Origin of the sequence: Vibrio quintilis (genome assembly GCF_024529975.1) — a bacterium.
GTDB classification, from domain to species: domain Bacteria; phylum Pseudomonadota; class Gammaproteobacteria; order Enterobacterales; family Vibrionaceae; genus Vibrio; species Vibrio quintilis.
Map to the genome: position 1 here is coordinate 3,818,144 of NZ_AP024897.1, position 19,394 is coordinate 3,837,537.

Here is a 19,394-nt window from a genome sequence, read left to right on the forward strand (position 1 = left end):
TACCGGGTCGGAATTATGATTGAGGAATTTCAAGCTCTTCAATCGTTTGGAAATCGTTAGTAAACACACAGATATCACCAGCAATTCTCAGTGATTTCTCCGCAATTTCTCTGGCATCCAGTTCTGTATTCTCAAGTAATGCAATGGCCGCAGCCTGAGCATAATTACCCCCGGAACCAATCGCGATCAGATCGTTTTCCGGCTGAACAACATCACCATTACCGGTAATAATCAAAGAGGCCGTTTCGTCTGCAACTGCCAGAATCGCTTCAAGCCGCCGTAGTGCACGATCGCTTCGCCAGTCTTTGGCCAGTTCAACCGCAGCCTTGGTCAGGTGGCCCTGATGCATTTGAAGCTTACTTTCGAAGCGTTCAAACAAAGTAAATGCATCTGCAGTACCACCAGCAAAACCAGCCAGAACTTTCTCGTTGTATAAACGACGAACCTTACGTGCATTGCCCTTCATCACAGTGTTTCCCAGAGACACCTGGCCATCTCCGGCAATAACAACTTTATTTTGACGACGGACCGATACGATAGTAGTCACGGTAAGACCTCTTTATTTTTCATAATGCGTTAGGAATCTATATGTGGTTACTTTTTCTGAATTCAAGAGAAAGAAAGCACATAATTCCACTCGCTCTGTAAAAATAAAGTCAATTACTGGCGTTCTTTCCAGATAGCACACGGTTCAATTTTAGCACGCTGCAGTTTATGTTTATCCCGCTCAGCATCCCGTCTGAATTTATAAGGCCCTAAAACAACCCGATACCAGTTACTATTCTCTTTTTTACGGACCTTACTGTTCAGCCCCTGAAATGCAATGTCCAGCTTACGTTTTTCCGCCTGATGGAGTGTTTTGTAAGCACCACACTGCATGATATAAGGAATTTCAGACACTTTGAGTTCTTTCGGTGTGACCTCAATTTCCCGCTTGGGCAGCGTCTCAACATAATCCCACTTTTCCGTTGGTGGTGGTGGCAACTGACCTGATTTGGCTGGTTTAGGTTTTGGTTGACTGACCGGTTTAGGCTTGGCTGCCGGTGCATGCTGTTCTTTAACTGGCGGTTCAGGCTGTACACTCAGTTTGTACAAACCATAGCCAAAGGCTGAGACCAGAATAACCGCCGAAATAACAGGACGTGCAGAACGACGTCTTTGAGGCGCTTTGGTTTTCTTGGATGGCGCTTTTTTCCGGGGCGAACTTCCCCGTCTTACATAATCTTTATTAGCCACTGATATTTTGCGTTTCCCGTCAACAATTAGGGTATGTTATAGGAAGACTGACAGGAAGCACAATAGTAACCATTCAGGACTTCCTGCCAATATACAATGACGAGCTTATACCTTTTTCTTAGGTGAGGAAACACTATCCCTGACGATCAGTTTAGTCTCCAGTAAACGGGAACCAGCCCGAACATCCTGCCCACGCAAGACTTCAAGCATCAGTAACATCGCCTGACGTCCGATTTCATATTTGGGCTGTGCAACTGTCGTCAGCGGCGGATCGCAATACTGGGCAAAATTAATGTCATCAAAGCCAACAATAGATAAATCCTGTGGTACCCGGAAACCTGATCGCTTCGCTTCCTGAATGGCCCCGATTGCCATCATGTCGTTATGACAGAATACAGCTGTTGGCGGATCGGTCAGTTTTAAGCAGCGGCGAATGGCTTTAGCTCCGGATTCAAAACTAAAATCACCGGAGAAATGAAATTCAGGATTCATCTGTATGCCGGCACGACGTAATGCCTGCATAAATCCCTGATGACGGAACTGACATAATGCTGCAGACTCAGGGCCCGTAATTTCAGCAATCTGAGTGTGTCCCATTTGGGTCAGATAATTCACAATTTCAAACGCAGAGGTCAGGTTATCAATGTGTACTGTCGGCAATTCAAGTTCCGGGGCATATTCACAGGCCATCACCATCGGCGGTAGATTCTTTTGCTCAGATTTACTGGCATCAAAGGGTAAATCGGTTCCCAGCAACAGCATCCCGTCAGCCTGCTTTGTAAATACAAGATTAACAAATGAACTTTCTCTTTTCTGCTGCTGGCCACTATCACCAAGCAACACTAAATAACCATGCTCGGCAGCCGCATCTTCAATACCACGAATAATTTCAGAAAAATATGGATCGCAAATATCAGGAACAATAACAACGATAATCTTGGATTCATTACGTCGCAGGTTTCTCGCCAGAGAGTTTGGAGAATAACCCGATTCAAGCACTGCATCTTCCACCCGTTTTCTGGTGGTTGGCGATACTTTCTCCGGATTCATAAGGGCTCTGGAGACGGTTGCAGTCGAGACGCCCGCTAATTGAGCAACATCCTTCATTGTCGCCATATATTTCTGTCCTCACTCTCAATAGTTTGAAAAAACACCGGACCAGATAACCCTTCTGACTCCCCCCGGCATATAAAGATCGCGCATATCTCTTTAGTGTAAGCATTTCTGGCGATAAAGTTACGGTCTGTTTAACAAAATTTACATAATAAATGAGACATAGATCACGATAAATATCAAATAATTATCAGCACAAAAAAACATCATCCACTGACAGAATCAGGATCTGCAACGGAAAAAATGTTTCAGTATGTGAACAAATAATAACCAGAACCAGTTAAGAGAGGTCATGGGGTTCGACGTCCAGAGACCACCGGACCCGCTTCGTCAGAGGTAACAACTGAATTGCCGGGCGGGCGCTGACCAGCAATTGCTGCATGGTTGTCCTTCTTGATACCTGTAATAATAACTGCCAGCGATATTTTCCGGCACGTTTTGCCAGCGGTGCAGGCGAAGGGCCGATCACAGAACAGTAAGCATCAAAAACAGGATTGGCTTCCAGTGTATGACGAACCTGCCGGAGAAATTCTTCAGCCTGACGGGCATCATTCGACTCCGCTTTAAACAAGGTCAGATAATTAAAAGGCGGCAAAGAGCAAAGTCTGCGTTCCTCCAGTGCCATCATGGCAAAGTGCCGGTAATCTTTCTCAAGCAATACCTGCAACAAATTGTGTTCAGGATGATGCGTCTGTAAAACGACTTCTCCTGGCTTACTGGCTCTTCCGGCTCTTCCGGCCACCTGCGTAAATAACTGTGCAAGACGCTCAGCAGCCCGGAAATCATTACTGAATAAAGCACTGTCCACATCCAATAAAGCAACCAGCGTCACATCAGGAAAATGATGCCCTTTCGCTAACATCTGAGTCCCGATCAGAATGTGGTATTCCCCTTTTCTGACAGACTCAAGTGCACTTTCCAGTGTTCCTTTTCTCCGGGTACTGTCCCGATCAATTCTGATTGTTTTGTATTCAGGAAACAGTTGCCCCAGGTGGTGTTCAAGCTGTTCTGTGCCAACGCCGGATGTCACCATTCTCTGAGAACCACAGTTCTGGCACTGATTCACCACCGGCCTGATGGAGCCGCAATGATGGCAACGAAGATCCTGTGTCAGTTGGTGATAGGTATAATGCATGTCACACCGCTGACAAGCAGCCGTCCAGCCACAGTCATGGCACATCAGTACCGGCGCATAACCTCGCCGGTTTAAAAACAGTAAGACCTGATTTCCGGCCTGTAAATGTTTTCTCATCTCAGCCATTAACGGCGCTGACAATCCCCCTTCCAGATGCAACCCTTTAATATCCAGCACCCGGTTACGGGCAGGGACCGCCGTGCCGGCGCGGCTGGTCAGCCTCAGATGATGATATTTTCCACTCAAGGCATTTTGCAACGTTTCCAGTGCCGGTGTCGCAGAGCCTAATATCACGGGTATACCTTCGAGGCTGGCCCGCATCACTGCGACATCACGGGCGTGGTAACGCAGGCTGTCCTGCTGCTTATAAGATGCATCGTGTTCTTCATCAACAATGATGATTCCAAGGTGCTGGAAGGGAGTAAACAAAGCAGAACGGGTTCCAATCACGACACCCGCATGACCATCTCTGGCTGAGAGCCATGCCTGTAGCCGCTCTGTATCATTCAACCCGGAGTGCATGACAACCACCGGCACCTGAAAACGGGAGCGAAACCGCTCAATCGTCTGGGAAGTCAGGCCGATTTCCGGCACCAGCACCAAAGCCTGTTGTTTGCGGGCCAAAACCGGCGCAATCATATTCAGATAAACTTCTGTTTTACCGGAACCCGTCACACCTTCGAGTAAATAGCAGCCAAACCCAGACTCACTATTCACTGTCGCTACTGCAACCGCCTGCTCTTCGTTGAGTCTGGGTTTTTCACTTTCGTTTTCCAGGTATTCAGGCCATGGCATACGAGACGTTTTCTTTTCACAAACCGTCACCCAACCTTTCTTTTGCAGATCCCGCAGCACCTGGCTGCTCATGTCTTCCGCCAGCAATTCTTCCCGGCTTGCCGGTCTGCCTGACAAAAAGTTCAGCACTTTCGCCTGACGCACAGCCCTGCCAAGCCCCAGCATCAGTTGCTCACGCCCGGCATCCGTGACCGACCACTCCTGCAACACCGGAAATTCAGCGGCTTTACCTTTTCTTAATGCTACCGGTAAGGCATTTGATAGTGTTTCACCCAATGGATATTGATAATATTGACTACACCATTTGAGCAGTTGATAAAGCTGAAATGGCCAGACCGGATCATCATCCAAAACCTGATGAATTGGTTTTAACTTTGTCAGTGCCATCTCAGACGTACTGACAAGTTCTGTCACAAGACCAATCAGTGTCTGACGCCCGAACGGTACCGACACTCTTCCGCCAATCACCGGAAAACAATCCTTTGGGATCAGGTAGTCAAAATACTTATCGAGTGGCACAGGAAGCGCTACGCGGGCAATCGATGGATGCATACAACAAAAAATCGGGTGAAATCATTCATGGTCACAGTCTAATCGAAGCGTCCCTGAAATACGACTCCATCACCACACAAGACAGAATCGGATAAAAAGTATCATTTCCCGTCATGATGAGAGTCTATGGTGAAAATAACAGCAAAAGTTATTGATCCTGACAGCCGGATTCTTTAATATATCGCGCCTTAGAGATCGGGTCGGTCTGACCGGCCTGATAATGATATTATTAACAATACGTGTGGTGTCCGGCAAAGCACCGGTATAGCGACACGGCCTGACAGAGGTTATCCCATGAAAACTGGTATCCACCCAGAATATAAAGACGTAAACGCAACTTGTTCTTGCGGCAACTCATTTGTATTTAAATCATCAATGAGCAAGGATTCACTTCACCTTGACGTATGTGACAAATGCCACCCATTCTATACTGGTAAGCAACGTATCGTTGATACAGGCGGCCGTGTAGATCGCTTCAACAAGCGTTTCGGCAGCTTATCAAGCAAGAAGTAATCCGTTTACGATCAAACGAATTTCTGAAGGACGCGCAAGCGTCCTTTTATTTTGCTGACGATTCGCTTTACCGGCAATGTGCTGTAATTCCCCCCGCATCTCCAGAAACCGTTCAGAATTGCAACAAAATTTACTTACGAAAGTATCACAACCCTATCCAGCCTCCCAGACATCGATTACACTAGCTCATCTGTTCATATAAGTAGATATACGCTACTGATGTATTCCTGAGTAATACCAAGACATATCATCAAATGAACATGTCATCATGAGGTGATGACTGGTATTGGTATAAAATAACAATGAGACTCAACACTTATGTCTGAAGACAACAGTCAAAATTTAACCCCGGAAGAAATCCTTCGCCAGAAAGCCCTGGCATATCACGCTACACCAACCGCCGGCAAAATTGAAATTGCTCTGACAAAACCAGCAGATTCCGCCGAAGATCTGGCACTGGCATATAGTCCGGGTGTCGCCGAGCCTGTACGTGAAATCGCACAAAATATCGATAACATTTACAAATATACCGCGAAAGGAAATACCGTTGCCGTCATTTCAAACGGTACAGCAATCTTAGGCTTAGGTAACCTGGGGCCAATGGCATCCAAACCCGTGATGGAAGGTAAGGCTTTATTGTTCAAGCGTTTTGCCGGTCTTGATTCGATTGACATTGAAGTAAAACACCGGACGATCGACGAGTTTGTCGATACCGTCGCAAATATTGCTGACACATTTGGTGGCATTAACCTGGAAGATATCAAAGCACCTGATTGCTTTGAAATTGAAAGACGTCTGATTGAGAAATGTGATATCCCGGTATTCCATGATGATCAACATGGTACAGCAATTGTGACCGCTGCCGGTATGCTCAACGCCATTGAGCTGCAGGGAAAAGATCTGAAGGAATGTACCATTGTCTGTCTCGGTGCCGGAGCTGCTGCCGTTGCCTGTATGGAGCTGTTAATCAAATGCGGTGCCATGCGTGAAAAAATCTACATGCTTGACCGCAAAGGTGTGATTCATACCCGCCGTGACGATTTGAATGAATACAAGCAGCTCTTTGCCAGTAACACGGATAAAAGAACACTGGAAGATGCTATTCAAGGCGCCGATCTGTTCCTTGGCGTCTCCGGACCAAACCTGCTGCCACCGGAAGCGCTGAAGCTGATGGCGGATAAGCCGGTTGTGTTTGCCTGCTCAAATCCGGATCCGGAAATTAAACCGGAAACCGCCCAGCAGGCCCGTCAGGATCTGATTATGGGGACCGGCCGTTCCGATTATCCGAACCAGGTTAATAATGTGCTGTGTTTTCCATTTATTTTCCGTGGTGCTCTGGATGTCCGGGCCAGTGAAATTAATGATGAAATGAAAATTGCAGCGATTGAAGCGATTCGTCAGCTGGCAAAAGAACCTGTTCCGGCAGAAGTTCTGAAAGCTGCGGGGGCAAACAGCCTCGCTTTCGGTTCTGAGTATATTATTCCAAAACCAATGGACCCGCGCCTGTTACCACGCGTCGCAAAAGCCGTTGCACAAGCCGCGGTCGATTCGGGTGTCGCCCGTATTGCTATGCCGGAAAACTACATGGAAGACTAATTCCAGGCCACAGGCAAACACAACAAACCAAAACCGGATGCTTCAGTCATCCGGTTTTTTTATTGAAATGAACCATCGTTTAAGGGCCACAATTCACGTCTGGCTGACTTAAAACTGCTTTTCAGCCCGCTGATAACCCGGCAACGCTTTGACTTCCTGCATATAACGCTGAATATGCGAAAAAGCAGAAATGTCCGTCTGTATCTCAGCAAGTTGAAGAGCAAGGAACATCTGGAAATCAGCGCCACTCATCTGCTCTCCGGCAAACCAGTGATTGCGGGCCAGAAAATCATCAATTAACTGAAGTTGTGGTTTCAGGCGCGGCAAAATAAAATTCTGACATAAAGCATCGATAAATTTCCCAATCACAGGCCGGATAAAAAATGGCACCCGTTTACGTGATTTACTCAGTATCAGTTGCATCACCAGCAAAGGCATCAGAGAACCTTCAGCAAAATGCATCCAGTAACGATAATCCAGCAATGCCTGCCCGGAAACCGGTCTGAAACGCTGCTCCGGATCATAGTGATCGAGTATATATTCAATGATTGCGCCTGATTCAGCCACGGTCACTTCCCCGTCCGTAATCACCGGAGAAACACCCAAAGGATAAACCTTTTTTAACGTATCGGGCGCACCGGAAGTTTTTGGATCCCGCTGATAAAAAACAACCTGATATTCAGCGCCTGATTCTTCCAACAACCAAACAATACGATTTGAGCGTGACTTTTCCAGATGATGAACATAAATCATGAAATATTTCCTTCTGTGTCGGGCTGATAATAAAGTCACCTTACCGGGTAAGACTTTGCGACTCAATGAAATAATTTAATCAACAACGCTCATAACAGCATATCCGAAAAATATATGGGACTAATTTCACAATATATACATGATCACTGGATGCATATTCATTTTTGCTTTTTAATCTCTACCTCGCGTGTTGTTCACTCCATCAGGGATTTGCCCCGAAGTGAACACGATGCAATCTCCGCAGAACAACACGCGTTTTATCAATCAACCGGACAACCGGAATGACAACAATAAATGAATATCACTGACGATCCGGAAAACCGGATCATCAGTCATTATTCACTCCGGCTTCAGAAACCACCCATGGTGATAATGCGAAACCTCCCCCGCCAGCGCAACTGGCCGGCAAACAACGGTTGCTCCGGAGAACAAAATAAAAACATAACAACGTACAGGTACAAACAATGTCAATTCATAAATTTTTAGCAATTTCGAGCGCTTTTTTGCTCACAACCGGCTGTGCTATTGCAAACTACCCGGACGAGAGCACAGAATTCAGAACAGACCATACAGAGTGGCCGGCGCTGAAAAGCAGCATCAAAAAAACGCCCAAAATTGAACAGGCAATTAACCAGATTCTGCAAACCATGTCTCTGGAAGAAAAAATCGGTCAGATGACACAACCAACCATCATGAATACAACACCGGAAGATGTGGTGAAATACCATGTTGGTTCTGTGCTGAATGGTGGAAATGACTGGCCGGACTACAATAAAAATGCCACCGTCAATGACTGGCTCACTCTGGCTGACAGCTACTGGCAAGCCTCAATGGATACGTCTGACGGCAATGCTGCAATTCCGGTTATCTGGGGCACAGATGCCGTACATGGGTATGGCAATGTCAAAGGCTCTGTGCTCTTTCCGCATAACATCGGCTTAGGTGCAGCACACGATCCGGCGATGATGGAACGCATCGGCCGGGCGACAGCCTCACAGGTAACAACCACCGGGCTGGACTGGACGTTTGCGCCAACACTTGCCGTTGTGCGTGATGATCGCTGGGGAAGAAGCTACGAAGGCTATTCTGAAGATCCTGAAATTGTTTTTCAGTATGGCGATGCCATGGTTCGCGGTATTCAGGGCAACTTTGACCAGAACCATGTAGTTGCCACCGCTAAACATTACCTTGGCGACGGCGGCACTTATCTGGGCACCGATCAGGGAAACAATCTGAGCAGCGAACATGATCTGATCAATATTCATGCTCAGGGTTACTATTCAGCACTTCAGGCCGGTGCACAAACCGTGATGGCATCTTACAGCAGCTGGAAAGGTGACAAAATGCACGGGAATGAATACTTACTGACTCAAATCCTGAAAGACCAGATGAATTTTGACGGCTTTGTCGTTTCAGACTGGAATGCCATTGGGCAGGTACCGGGATGTACCAACTTCCACTGCCCGCAAGCGATTAATGCCGGTATCGATATGGTGATGATCGCTGAGAAAAAATGGCCTGACTTTATCACCAATACATTGAAAGATGTCAAAGATGGCCTGATTCCGATGAGCCGGATTGATGATGCAGTCAAACGTATCCTGCGGGTGAAAATGCGTGCCGGTCTGTTTGATAAACCAATGCCATCCAAACGCCTTGGCGCAGGTGATGCAGCTAAGCTTCAGAACCAGTCACTTCGTGACCTGGCAAGAGAAGCGGTCCGCAAATCTCTGGTATTGCTGAAAAATAATCACAATGTGCTGCCCATCGATAAATCCGCGCACATTCTGGTAACGGGTAAAACAGCCAATAATATCAGTAATCAAACCGGCGGATGGTCGATTACATGGCAGGGTACCGGTAATACAAACGCTGATTTCCCATATGCAACATCAATTTTAAAAGGCTTCAAAGACGCGGTCAGTGATCAGGGTAAGATCACCTTCAGCGAAGATGGCACAAAAGCCAGCAACGATTATGATGTCATTATTGCTGTGATTGGTGAAACGCCTTATGCCGAAGGTCAGGGCGATATTAAACCCGATGACACACTGTCTTTCTCAAAACATTACCCGCAGGATGAAGCACTGCTGGCGAAACTGAAAGAAAATGCGCCGGATGTGCCGGTCGTGACAGTTTATGTGGGCGGCCGTCCGTTGTGGATGAACCCGGAGATCAATAAGTCTGATGCATTTGTTGCTGCATGGCTGCCGGGGACAGAAGGTAATGGGATTGCAGATGTGTTGTTTGGTGATTTTGATTTCACCGGGAAGTTAGCTTACAGCTGGCCCGGAAGTGATTGCCAGATCAGCAATCGCGGCGATCATAATCAGCCATTGTTTGCTTACGGTTATGGTCTGGACACCAAAGACGATACAACGGTGGGACCGCTGTCTGAAGAGTCACTGCCAACCGGTTGTGATCAACGATAATGTCATGACCACATTGACTTGATGAAAACTAAGAAAAAGCCACCTTTGCAGGTGGCTTATTCAGATTAAAGAGATGGGTGAGATTATATTTTCTGTCTGCGTCTGAACAACAGGCCAAACGCCGCCATCATCATCAGACCAAATGCAGCACCACCAGAACCGGAAGAAGTACTGGTTGATGTCGTTGTCGTCGAACCTGATGACTGAGATGAACTGTCTGAAGAGTCACTACTGTCTGAAGAATCGGAAGAACCGGAATCATCTGAAGAGCTCGTATCTTCGGTATAACCGGCACTAAAGTATGCCTGAACCTGCAACTCAGAAGCTTTAGATTGATCCGTCAACACTTTCAATGTCAGTGATGTTCCTGTCTGAGTTGTGGTGAAACCCGCGGTTTTTCTGTCTACATTGACTGCCACAGTACAGCTGCTTCCCTGACTCAGGGTCGAAGTACAGCCATTGTTCGCAATCGTCACACCTGTTGGTAATTCGAAATTAGTCACATCAAAACTTTCAGAACCATAGTTGGTCAACGGGATCTCGATCTGAACGTTTTGTTCCGTTGATTCAGAGTTAATACGCTGCCGATAACTCACGCCACTGGTTTTCGCTGCAATCCAGTCCGTAAAATAAGCCACATTGGTATAAACACCATAAGCATTTGGCTGAGCACACCCGACTCCCCAGCTGACAATACCTACCTGCTTGTAAGTGCCATTATCATTGTAAACCAGCGGGCCACCACTATCGCCCTGACATGAATCTTTTCCGCCTTCTTTCAGGCCGGCACAGATAGAGTCATCGCTGACATTACTATAATCTCCGCCGACATTCTGACAGGTACTCAGATCCACATAAGGCACATCAACCTGATACAATTTTTCAGGAAAAACACTCGATGTCGTTGACTGATTTCCCCAACCCATGACCGTCAGTGTATCCCCGGCGGACAAAGCGTCGGTCAATGTTGATGTTGTCAGCTCAACATTAGTTTCCGTCACTTCTTTGGCCAGTTCAAGAATCGCAATATCATTATGCATCGTCGAAGAATCATAGTTTTCGTGCATATAGATATTCTGGATATCAACCCGTTGACCTTCATTCTCACCATTACTCAAATCATAAATACCGACAGAGACATCAGCTGCATAGGTATTTGATTCGACCAAACTGGCAACACAATGAGAAGCAGTTAATACATAACGACCGCCAAGGAAAGTCGCGCCACAGAACTGCCCGTTATAAGTATCTACATTTTTACTCACCATCGCCGTCATAAACGGCCAGTCACCTTCTGCTGATTGTGTACCATTGATAATACGCACTGTATTTTCAGAAGATGCACCCACTTGCCCGGATAAAGCGAGGCCCAAAGGCAGAGCCAAACTGACAAACATTGCTAATTTGCTTTTTTTCATTTTTTAAATACCTACTATCCTTAGTATTGAATAAAACGGTAATGCATCATTTGTCGATGAGTGATTACCTGGTTACAGCCCGGTCAGGCAGACCTCAAATTACATCCAGTTGCATGAGACATCAATATCAATTGATATTTCCATCATTTACTATTGCGATAAACCAAACCTCTGTAACAATATTATTAACAAGCGGCAGACAAAAAATGGCTTTAGATTTATTTCCGGCAAAAAAAACCACCTGCCGGGTGACAGGTGGTTTTTATCGTTCGGCTAAATGTTACCTGAAATCAGCGATACCGGCGTCTGATAATCAAACCAAACAGAGAGAAAATCAGCAACCCGAATGAAGCACCACCAGAGCCGGATGATGATGAAGTACTGCCGGAACCCGTGGTTGAACCGGCAGATTCAGTAGCATCTTCCTGGTAAATGTTGTTGAAGTGAACTTTTACCTGTAACTCTGAAGCCTCAGCGTGATCCGTGATAATTTTATAGGTCAGATCCTGACCCGCCTGATAAGACAGGAATCCAGCGGCTTTTCTGTCAATATTCATCGTCACGGCACAGCTGTCACCCTGATTTAATGTCGATGTACAGGTATTACTCGCGACAGTCACACCTTCCGGTAATTCAAAGTTTGTGACATCAAAGCTTTCGGTGCCGTAGTTTGTTAATGGCGTTTCAACCTGTATGTTCTGATCGGAAGATAATGTATTAAACCGTTGCGGGTAGCTGACACCACTGGTTTTCGCTGCAATCCAGTCTTTAAAGTAAGCAATATTCGCATACACGCCATAAGCATTGGCCTGTGCACATCCCTTACCCCCCGGCCTGAGCAAAAGTCTCAGAAAAATAAGAAAATCAGATATCGAAGACAGAGACTTCGATATTCACTACAAAGTCCGTGAATACCTGATGCTGATGCAGGCTCAGCTCGCCGGTTATCCGGAACATGTCAACCTGTTTTGCACCACCCGGAAAATAATTAAATTGCATTTCTCGTGACGCTGGATAAGGTTGGGAAGTTCACACCTTTTTCTATCACTTCACTATCAGCATCTTCCGGTACCGGATTAATACTCACTTCTTTGGCTGGCATCGCGACTTTGGGGGCACCTTTAGCAAAACGCTCCGGGTGTGCAGCATAAGCGGCATCAAGACCCGCCTGACGTGTCACTGCCTCCTCTGTATATCGTCCTGTAAAAACATGCTCCGGTGTAAAGCCACCTAACTGGCTGTGATAATGACAGGTGTTGTACCATGTTACATAGTCCTGACACCAACGATTCGCATGCCCATAATCTTCAAAACGACGGGGATAATCTGGTTGATATTTGAGTGTTTTAAATTGTGATTCACTAAATGGGTTGTCATTACTGACCCGCGGACGACTGTGGCTGACGGTGACTGCAAGCTCAGACAACAAATCCAGATAACAATGGGCAGTCATCGGCGCGCCTCTGTCCTGATGAAGGGTTAAACCGCTTGATTCAAGGTCATAACGGGTGATTGCTTCTTCCATTAGCTGGGATGCTAACGCACTGTTTTCCTTGCGCGATAGCATCCAGGCAACAATGTAACGGCTAAATAAATCCATCACGACATAAAGTGATAAATATTCTCCCCGCTTTTGAGTGGGTAATTTGGTGATATCCCAGGTCCAGACCTGATTGGGATGTTGAGCCACCAGACGGGGAACCATGTGAGACTGCGCTGGTCGCTGTACCCGGCGTTCACCATGAAGATTATCTTCACGTAAGAGCCGGTGCATGGTGCTGACTGAGCACAGATATTGCCCTTGCTGCAACAGGTCATAATAAATCTGCACCGGCGGTTGGTTACAATAAGTTTCACTGAGCATCACCGATTTCACTGTTTCTCTTTCTGTATCGCTTAATGCTCTGGGCTGGCGCGCGTGTTTCCGGGAGCGGTGAATCCGGGGCCAAGGGCCACAAAACTGAACACCCCGGATATAACGTCTTAATGTATTGCGGTTGACGTTAAGCACCTGGCAGGCGAGCCTTTGGGAGACAAATGCAGGTAAGGGATGTTGCGCCAGCGTCATGATTTGTTCTCTTGTTCCATCGCTTCTATCAACGCCAAGGCTTTTTTTTGGAGCGAGAGACAACCGTCTTTTACCTCAATCTGATGACGAAGACGGGCGTTCTCTTTCTCTAAGTGCTCAATGCGTTTTTGCTCGGGAGTTTTTGCTGACGCAGGACCGGGGGCTGATTTTTCGAGCCCTTTGATGCCGTTCTCAGCGAATTCTTTCCGCCATTGTGAAAGCTGATTTGAGTAAAGCTTTTCCCGCCGGAGTAAGGCACCAATCTCGCCATGTTGACAGGCATCGGCCTGTTGTATAATGGACAGCTTGTATTCGGTCGTAAAGACACGGCGGGTTTTCTTTTCCAGCTCCGGAGAGGGACTGACCTGCGGCTCAACCGTTGTGTTCTTTGGCATCATGAACTCCTTTTTCACCCTGATTTGTATGTTATCTCAAAAGCGGGTGGTTCAATAGCAGGTTGACACACAGGGCCATACTAACGGTCCGAACCCGATTTTAACTTCATCCTGCATCCACACCAGTTGGTCAATTCGCTCTTTTTCATGCTCGATGATATCTTTCATCAACGCATGTTTGTATTTATCCAGAAAATCATCTAAAAATGATTTCTCTGCCGCTTTCGGATACCACTCACTCTCGTGGTATGCCACGATGGATTTAAAACTGTCCCACGGCAGCAAAGCATCTTCAACTTGCGTGAATGCCTGCGCGCCTTCACCACCACTGACCGGCCGGGTCACTTCCTGAAATAAAAATGGTGGATCAGGCTTGTCCACAAAACCATCAGAATCTTTATCTTCTATCCATCTCAACTGCTTCACAGATTCATCATTCATTAACAGCTTAAAGAAACCTTCAGGTGGCTTGTCTTTTGAAAAAACTTCAAAATGAATCTGAGAGCCGAGCTTGATAAAATCTTCCCGCCGGGTATCAACTTTATCGTAACGCCCCAGATAACCGATTGGATCACCGGCACAAACCTTATAGGCTGAACTACTACCCAGTTAATGGAACTTTGCACCTTCAGCTGTTTTCACATCACCATCAACAAACCTTACAACGTGCGAATAAACGTGGCTTACCATTGAGATTAAATAATCCGTAATACTGAGTTTTCTGATAAGCGATCCATGTTTATCCAAATGCTTATGGAAGCTTTTTATAAGGATATTTTTCTATAAACTTAGAATCAAAATACTTGTCAGATCTCATGACATGACATTTCTCTTTCTCCGTTTTGTTTATCACACAGACATGTAATGAATACAAACCATCATTATGAGAAGAATCGAATGTAACTGTCTGAACAAGCTCTAATTCATTCTCTTTTATGCTCAAAAAGTATTTTTTTTCTTGACCTCCAGCACCAGAAAACATTGATATTATGGAGAAATTAACATCATCACCTTTCTCTTCCTTAATTTCTCTCACCATATACATCCCTTGAAAGCTATAATTTTCAGATTTATATTTATATTTGTATTCTCCATCTACATTCAGAAACACCAATATTTCATCATTAGATTGGTCATTAATAACAGCATCTTTAACACCATCTCGATCTACATCAAAATAATATATTTCATATTTATCATCATTTTTAAATCTATCGAAATCATTAGCCACACAATTAATAGATATAAAAATTGAAAATAATAGAAATCCATTCCTAATTAGTGCATTTTTCATATTTCATAACCACCTTTAAATAGTTAACATATTTCTGTCTTTCCTCAAAACCATTTCCACCACCATTTACTAACCAACTAATTGTATCTCTACAATCTTTATCAGCTAATAAATTTAGGTTAAGAACACCATATTTTTTTGTTCTTACCATATAATTCACGTTTAGCGCAGGTACGAAGCACCCACTTCGAAAAGGCAGAATCGACCATTACCTGGGTTTATAAAATGGATGCGACACAGAATTATGAACAGCCTCAGGAGCAGGGTGAGAGCATACTAACTTAATCGTTCAACCAGCAAACAAATTGTTCGTTTATCAAACGATAAAATTTGTGTTTTCTCGGCTGTTTTCGGGAAATTCGACTTAGATTTTAAGCTCGAACACTGCTTGGTTAAGAAACGAGCGAAGTATGCTCGCACCCTGGCCTCAGGAGAGGCCGCTCGATGAACGACCAAAAGTTCCCAGCATTTATTCAACAACGCAACATAAATTCATAAAGTTAAATTTTTATCACAAACTAACATTACATTTATCCAAATATTTAAGCTCACTATCAACACTTTTATATTCTGGTATAAACTCATATCCTTCTTTCATATTGTTAATATATACCTTGAATTTATATGGTGTTTTTATTGCGTTAATAAAGTTATACCATTCTTCTCGACCAAAAAGAACTGGAGGAATCCAATAGGCAATTCCATTAATTAATATTGTTATTTCATTTTTATCATCTTTGGAACTAAATTCATTACCATCTTTATCTTTAAAAGTTACGTATGTGTTACCACTATCATTGTCACTTTTAAGATCGCAATTTATAAAGAAGTAATCACCGGAATAATTCATGATATTATATTTTGCAATTCCTTCTATATATTTTGAATGCCATTGTGTTATCAGATCATCTGAAGTTATATCAGTTTCTTTTTTTGACTTTGATTCCAAATCATTTTCAATATATGTCTTATTTTTTACATTATCAACATTACACCCACTTAAGTATTTGAGTATAACTTTAGTACTCATAATTGAAGATATAAAAGTATAATTATGTTTGTCATTAACAACCACTTTAAATTGTTGGTTAGTCTTTATAGCATTTATAAAATTAACCCATAACAATTGATTAGATTTACCTTCCAATGTTGATGGAATATGATATTTATTATCATGGAACAAAACATCAATATTATCTCTATCTGAATAATAGTGATTACCACTAGCATCAGATATTAAAACATTAGTATCTTTACCATCTAATGTTCTTTCTTCATCACAGCTTATGCTAAATAAATCACCTTCATTATTTTTTAAGTTATATTCCTGAATTCCATTGTTATAATACTTGGTCCATATATTATCAACAGCATAAGCATATGAACCAAAAAAAGCGAAAAAAAATCCAAAAAATAGCAAAAAACACTTAACCTTCATATTTAAATCCTGCTTGATAGTACTCTCTAATATTATGGGCAATTTCTTTTTTTGTTATTTTTTTATCTTTATTAATATCATGAAATTTATTTTTTTCATATCTTTCATCACCAGACAAATAAATAACATCATCATTTGACTTTCTTATGACACTAGGTGTGAAAATAGAAAAATATACATCTTCTAACGTCCATTTACTCGTAGGTACACCAACATATTTAGCTTGAAGTTTAAAGTATTTTTTCACATAGTCCATTTGCTCTACATGAGTCATTTTTGCTAGCTGTTCTATGGTTGTATCTAGATCTTTCTCAGCTGTTTTCTTCATAAATTGAATTAATCCAGTGGCTGATGAACCAGGATTTTTCGTGGCAGGATCAAATGATTGTACTGTTTCTAAAGCAATACAAGCTATGATATAATTTGGATCAATTTCTAGCTCTTCTCCTACCGAAATTATTTTTTGCTTAAATTCATCAGCAATTTTACTACCAAATTTTTGTTCAACTTTTTTGATCCAAATAAGTTTATTGGAACTCCTAACATCCATCACCGGCCACCAATGCCAAACTAACGGTCCGAACCCAATTTTAACTTCATCCTGCATCCACACCAGTTGGTCAATTCGCTCTTTTTCATGCTCGATGATATCTTTCATCAACGCATGTTTGTATTTATCCAGAAAATCATCTAAAAATGATTTCTCTGCCGCTTTCGGATACCACTCACTCTCGTGGTATGCCACGATGGATTTAAAACTGTCCCACGGCAGCAAAGCATCTTCAACTTGCGTGAATGCCTGCGCGCCTTCACCACCACTGACCAGCCGGGTCACTTCCTGAAATAAAAATGGTGGATCAGGCTTGTCCACAAAACCATCAGAATCTTTATCTTCTATCCATCTCAACTGCTTCACAGATTCATCATTCATGAACAGCTTAAAGAAACCTTCAGGTGGCTTGTCTTTTGAAAAAACTTCAAAATGAATCTGAGAGCCGAGCTTGGTAAAATCTTCCCGCCGGGTATCAACTTTATCGTAACGCCCCAGATAACCGATTGGATCACCGGCACAAACCGTATAGGCTGAACTACTACCCAGCTGATGGAACTGCCCCATTTCTAGTGGCTTACGTGCCACAACCACATGAATATATTTAGACTCAACACATAACCAGCCAGCATCCAGTACTTTTCCATCTTCTGTTTTGACATCACCATCGACAAATTTACACCGGGCAAATAAACGTTTTCTACCATTCAGGTTAAATAGTCCATAATGTTGTGTCTTCTGATAAAAGAAACGGGTTCCATGTTTCGCCGTTGCAATCTTATCGCCAATATTTTTGGTTGCATCAGGATCTGAACGGACTGTCAGTCCATTGCTGAAAACTGTTGCGATCACACCATCAACCATCCAGTCCGGAGAAACTTCGGTAGTAAATGATGAAAAAATTTCCTTACTGGTCCGACACGCCAGCCAAACCTGAGCACCATTTTTCACTAGTGTGGTATTCGTCCCTTTATTGTCGATAATTTTTACAGACCAAAATTCATAACCATTCTTAATTACTGGCGAAGTCTCTGTAATTTCGATCACTGTATCCTTATGCAGCTTTTCGGCATGACCTTCTGTACCAGCCTGTTTACGGACATTTCTATCAGATTTAGTCATCTTGTACTGCCCGGTAATATCATTATCATTTTTAAGCTTAAGAGCAAAAGCCTTCAATAGATTTCCAGATCCGATAACACCTGATGCTACTGCTATCCATAATTCAGAACCATTCTTTATCAAATCAGTTGATACACCTTTACTATCAACAATTCTAATTACTCTAAACTCATAACCATCTTTGATTATTTCCGGTTTATCCACCACTTCAAACAATGCACCAGCAGGTAATGTCTCAGCTCTACCTTTCAGGCCTGCATGCTTACGAACATTTCTGTCCGATTTGGTCATCTTATACTGTCCGGATAGAGTATCTTCTTTCATCGAAAATCTTTTTAATAAATTTTTCGTTTCTCTGACCGCAATCCAGACATCTTTTCCGGTATCGGCAATTCCCTTTCCATCTCCGGGATTATCGACCACATTAAACTTACGGAATTCATACCCGTCTTTCACTACCGGCTTTTCATCTGTTTCCTCAATCACCACATCTTTTTCAAGTTTTGCATACTCCCCTTGTTTCCCTGCCTGGGCACGGGCAAACCGGGTTTTAGTCATGACATAGCGACGCCCCAGCCCTATTGCAACATGTGGTTCACAATGGGGAGCAAGATGTTGATACAGCGAATAAAATGTGAAGGTTTTATCGACATCACCCTCTTTATAGTCAGCCTCATGCTCAATCAAACAAAAATCGTTACTGTATGTCAGTTGCTGACCTTTGAATTCTGCCACCTGATAATCTGACCCAATCCGGCAGGCGACAATTTTTCCGTCGGCAATTGCTCTGATAGCCTGCTGCCTTTTCAGCCACTTCGCATTATTTTCAGTAAAATGAAGACCACCATGCCAGCTTTTATTGTTCGGGTTATAACCAAACTGCCCGGATTTTTCCCTTTTCAGCTGAGTTTCAAGTGATTGTTGATCCGGATACTCTTCTCCGTTGTCCTTTGTCATCGGAAAAACAAATTTCATATTGCAAAA

Annotated in this window: 17 protein-coding genes; 3 read left to right on the forward strand and 14 right to left on the reverse strand. The window is 43.8% G+C overall.

Translation table 11 applies throughout. The annotated features are described in order from the left end of the window. Positions 1-13 precede the first annotated feature (13 nt). From hslV to priA, 4 genes are all read right to left on the reverse strand, one after another. On the reverse strand, positions 14-547 hold the full coding sequence (gene hslV, locus OC443_RS17465; RefSeq protein ID WP_073584861.1) for an ATP-dependent protease subunit HslV: 534 nt from the start codon (positions 545-547) through the stop codon (positions 14-16). A 113-nt stretch (positions 548-660) separates the two neighbouring features. Further along, the gene (locus tag OC443_RS17470) at positions 661-1,236 is read right to left on the reverse strand and encodes an SPOR domain-containing protein (protein ID WP_073584859.1); all 576 of its coding nucleotides are present in this window, start codon (positions 1,234-1,236) and stop codon (positions 661-663) included. A 105-nt stretch (positions 1,237-1,341) separates the two neighbouring features. After that, positions 1,342-2,352 carry a DNA-binding transcriptional regulator CytR gene (cytR, locus tag OC443_RS17475; RefSeq protein WP_073584857.1) on the reverse strand — a complete coding sequence of 337 codons (1,011 nt, stop codon included), beginning with the start codon at positions 2,350-2,352 and terminating at the stop codon, positions 1,342-1,344. A gap of 277 nt (positions 2,353-2,629) precedes the next feature. Further along, positions 2,630-4,831 carry a primosomal protein N' gene (priA, locus tag OC443_RS17480; protein WP_073584855.1) on the reverse strand — a complete coding sequence of 734 codons (2,202 nt, stop codon included), beginning with the start codon at positions 4,829-4,831 and terminating at the stop codon, positions 2,630-2,632. Positions 4,832-5,125: 294 nt separating this feature from the next. On the opposite strand from priA, the gene rpmE reads away from it, so the two are divergent. Further along, positions 5,126-5,344, forward strand: coding sequence for a 50S ribosomal protein L31 (gene rpmE, locus OC443_RS17485; protein ID WP_073584853.1), 219 nt, complete (start codon positions 5,126-5,128; stop codon positions 5,342-5,344). Positions 5,345-5,662: 318 nt separating this feature from the next. Beyond that, positions 5,663-6,940: a malic enzyme-like NAD(P)-binding protein gene (locus OC443_RS17490; protein ID WP_073584851.1), complete on the forward strand. Its 1,278-nt coding sequence runs from the start codon at positions 5,663-5,665 to the stop codon at positions 6,938-6,940. A gap of 108 nt (positions 6,941-7,048) precedes the next feature. Here OC443_RS17490 and OC443_RS17495 read toward each other — a convergent pair whose 3' ends face one another. Beyond that, a complete protein-coding gene (locus OC443_RS17495; RefSeq protein ID WP_073584849.1) occupies positions 7,049-7,693 on the reverse strand; it encodes a glutathione S-transferase family protein in 645 nt (214 codons plus the stop codon). 464 nt (positions 7,694-8,157) lie between these two features. On the opposite strand from OC443_RS17495, the gene OC443_RS17500 reads away from it, so the two are divergent. Next, entirely contained in the window at positions 8,158-10,125 is a 1,968-nt protein-coding gene (locus OC443_RS17500; RefSeq protein ID WP_073584847.1) for a glycoside hydrolase family 3 protein, read from the forward strand. Between the two features lie 83 nt (positions 10,126-10,208). On the opposite strand, the gene OC443_RS17505 is transcribed toward OC443_RS17500, so the two are convergent. From OC443_RS17505 to OC443_RS17545, 9 genes are all read right to left on the reverse strand, one after another. Next, a complete protein-coding gene (locus tag OC443_RS17505; protein WP_073584845.1) occupies positions 10,209-11,543 on the reverse strand; it encodes a S1 family peptidase in 1,335 nt (444 codons plus the stop codon). A 290-nt stretch (positions 11,544-11,833) separates the two neighbouring features. After that, a complete protein-coding gene (locus OC443_RS17510) occupies positions 11,834-12,337 on the reverse strand; it encodes a hypothetical protein (protein WP_073584843.1) in 504 nt (167 codons plus the stop codon). 70 nt (positions 12,338-12,407) lie between these two features. Beyond that, positions 12,408-12,542: a hypothetical protein gene (locus tag OC443_RS17515; protein WP_262021691.1), complete on the reverse strand. Its 135-nt coding sequence runs from the start codon at positions 12,540-12,542 to the stop codon at positions 12,408-12,410. Then, entirely contained in the window at positions 12,532-13,611 is a 1,080-nt protein-coding gene (locus tag OC443_RS17520; protein WP_262021692.1) for an IS3 family transposase, read from the reverse strand. Before OC443_RS17520 ends, OC443_RS17515 begins: the two co-directional genes overlap by 11 nt. Beyond that, positions 13,608-14,009 carry a transposase gene (locus OC443_RS17525; protein ID WP_143169327.1) on the reverse strand — a complete coding sequence of 134 codons (402 nt, stop codon included), beginning with the start codon at positions 14,007-14,009 and terminating at the stop codon, positions 13,608-13,610. Before OC443_RS17525 ends, OC443_RS17520 begins: the two co-directional genes overlap by 4 nt. Positions 14,010-14,057: 48 nt before the next feature. Then, positions 14,058-14,447, reverse strand: a complete 390-nt coding sequence (locus OC443_RS17530) for a hypothetical protein (protein WP_073585851.1) — start codon at positions 14,445-14,447, stop codon at positions 14,058-14,060. Between the two features lie 310 nt (positions 14,448-14,757). After that, positions 14,758-15,300: a hypothetical protein gene (locus OC443_RS17535; protein ID WP_073585850.1), complete on the reverse strand. Its 543-nt coding sequence runs from the start codon at positions 15,298-15,300 to the stop codon at positions 14,758-14,760. 511 nt (positions 15,301-15,811) lie between these two features. Beyond that, complete coding sequence (locus OC443_RS17540) at positions 15,812-16,738, reverse strand: hypothetical protein (protein WP_073585849.1); 927 nt, start codon at positions 16,736-16,738, stop codon at positions 15,812-15,814. Further along, a complete protein-coding gene (locus OC443_RS17545) occupies positions 16,728-19,385 on the reverse strand; it encodes a hypothetical protein (protein ID WP_073585848.1) in 2,658 nt (885 codons plus the stop codon). The genes OC443_RS17540 and OC443_RS17545 overlap by 11 nt, the downstream gene beginning before the upstream one ends. Between the last annotated feature and the right edge of the window lie 9 nt (positions 19,386-19,394).

Bases quoted from the DNA above. Each gene is read 5' to 3' on its own strand.
- cytR (WP_073584857.1), bottom strand. From the start codon at position 2,352: ATGGCGACAATGAAGGATGTTGCTCAATTAGCGGGCGTCTCGACTGCA.
- priA (WP_073584855.1), bottom strand. From the start codon at position 4,831: ATGCATCCATCGATTGCCCGCGTAGCGCTTCCTGTGCCACTCGATAAG.
- rpmE (WP_073584853.1), top strand. From the start codon at position 5,126: ATGAAAACTGGTATCCACCCAGAATATAAAGACGTAAACGCAACTTGT.
- OC443_RS17490 (WP_073584851.1), top strand. From the start codon at position 5,663: ATGTCTGAAGACAACAGTCAAAATTTAACCCCGGAAGAAATCCTTCGC.
- OC443_RS17495 (WP_073584849.1), bottom strand. From the start codon at position 7,693: ATGATTTATGTTCATCATCTGGAAAAGTCACGCTCAAATCGTATTGTT.
- OC443_RS17500 (WP_073584847.1), top strand. From the start codon at position 8,158: ATGTCAATTCATAAATTTTTAGCAATTTCGAGCGCTTTTTTGCTCACA.
- OC443_RS17505 (WP_073584845.1), bottom strand. From the start codon at position 11,543: ATGAAAAAAAGCAAATTAGCAATGTTTGTCAGTTTGGCTCTGCCTTTG.
- OC443_RS17515 (WP_262021691.1), bottom strand. From the start codon at position 12,542: ATGCAATTTAATTATTTTCCGGGTGGTGCAAAACAGGTTGACATGTTC.
- OC443_RS17520 (WP_262021692.1), bottom strand. From the start codon at position 13,611: ATGACGCTGGCGCAACATCCCTTACCTGCATTTGTCTCCCAAAGGCTC.
- OC443_RS17525 (WP_143169327.1), bottom strand. From the start codon at position 14,009: ATGATGCCAAAGAACACAACGGTTGAGCCGCAGGTCAGTCCCTCTCCG.
- OC443_RS17530 (WP_073585851.1), bottom strand. From the start codon at position 14,447: ATGAATGATGAATCTGTGAAGCAGTTGAGATGGATAGAAGATAAAGAT.
- OC443_RS17535 (WP_073585850.1), bottom strand. From the start codon at position 15,300: ATGAAAAATGCACTAATTAGGAATGGATTTCTATTATTTTCAATTTTT.
- OC443_RS17540 (WP_073585849.1), bottom strand. From the start codon at position 16,738: ATGAAGGTTAAGTGTTTTTTGCTATTTTTTGGATTTTTTTTCGCTTTT.
- OC443_RS17545 (WP_073585848.1), bottom strand. From the start codon at position 19,385: ATGAAATTTGTTTTTCCGATGACAAAGGACAACGGAGAAGAGTATCCG.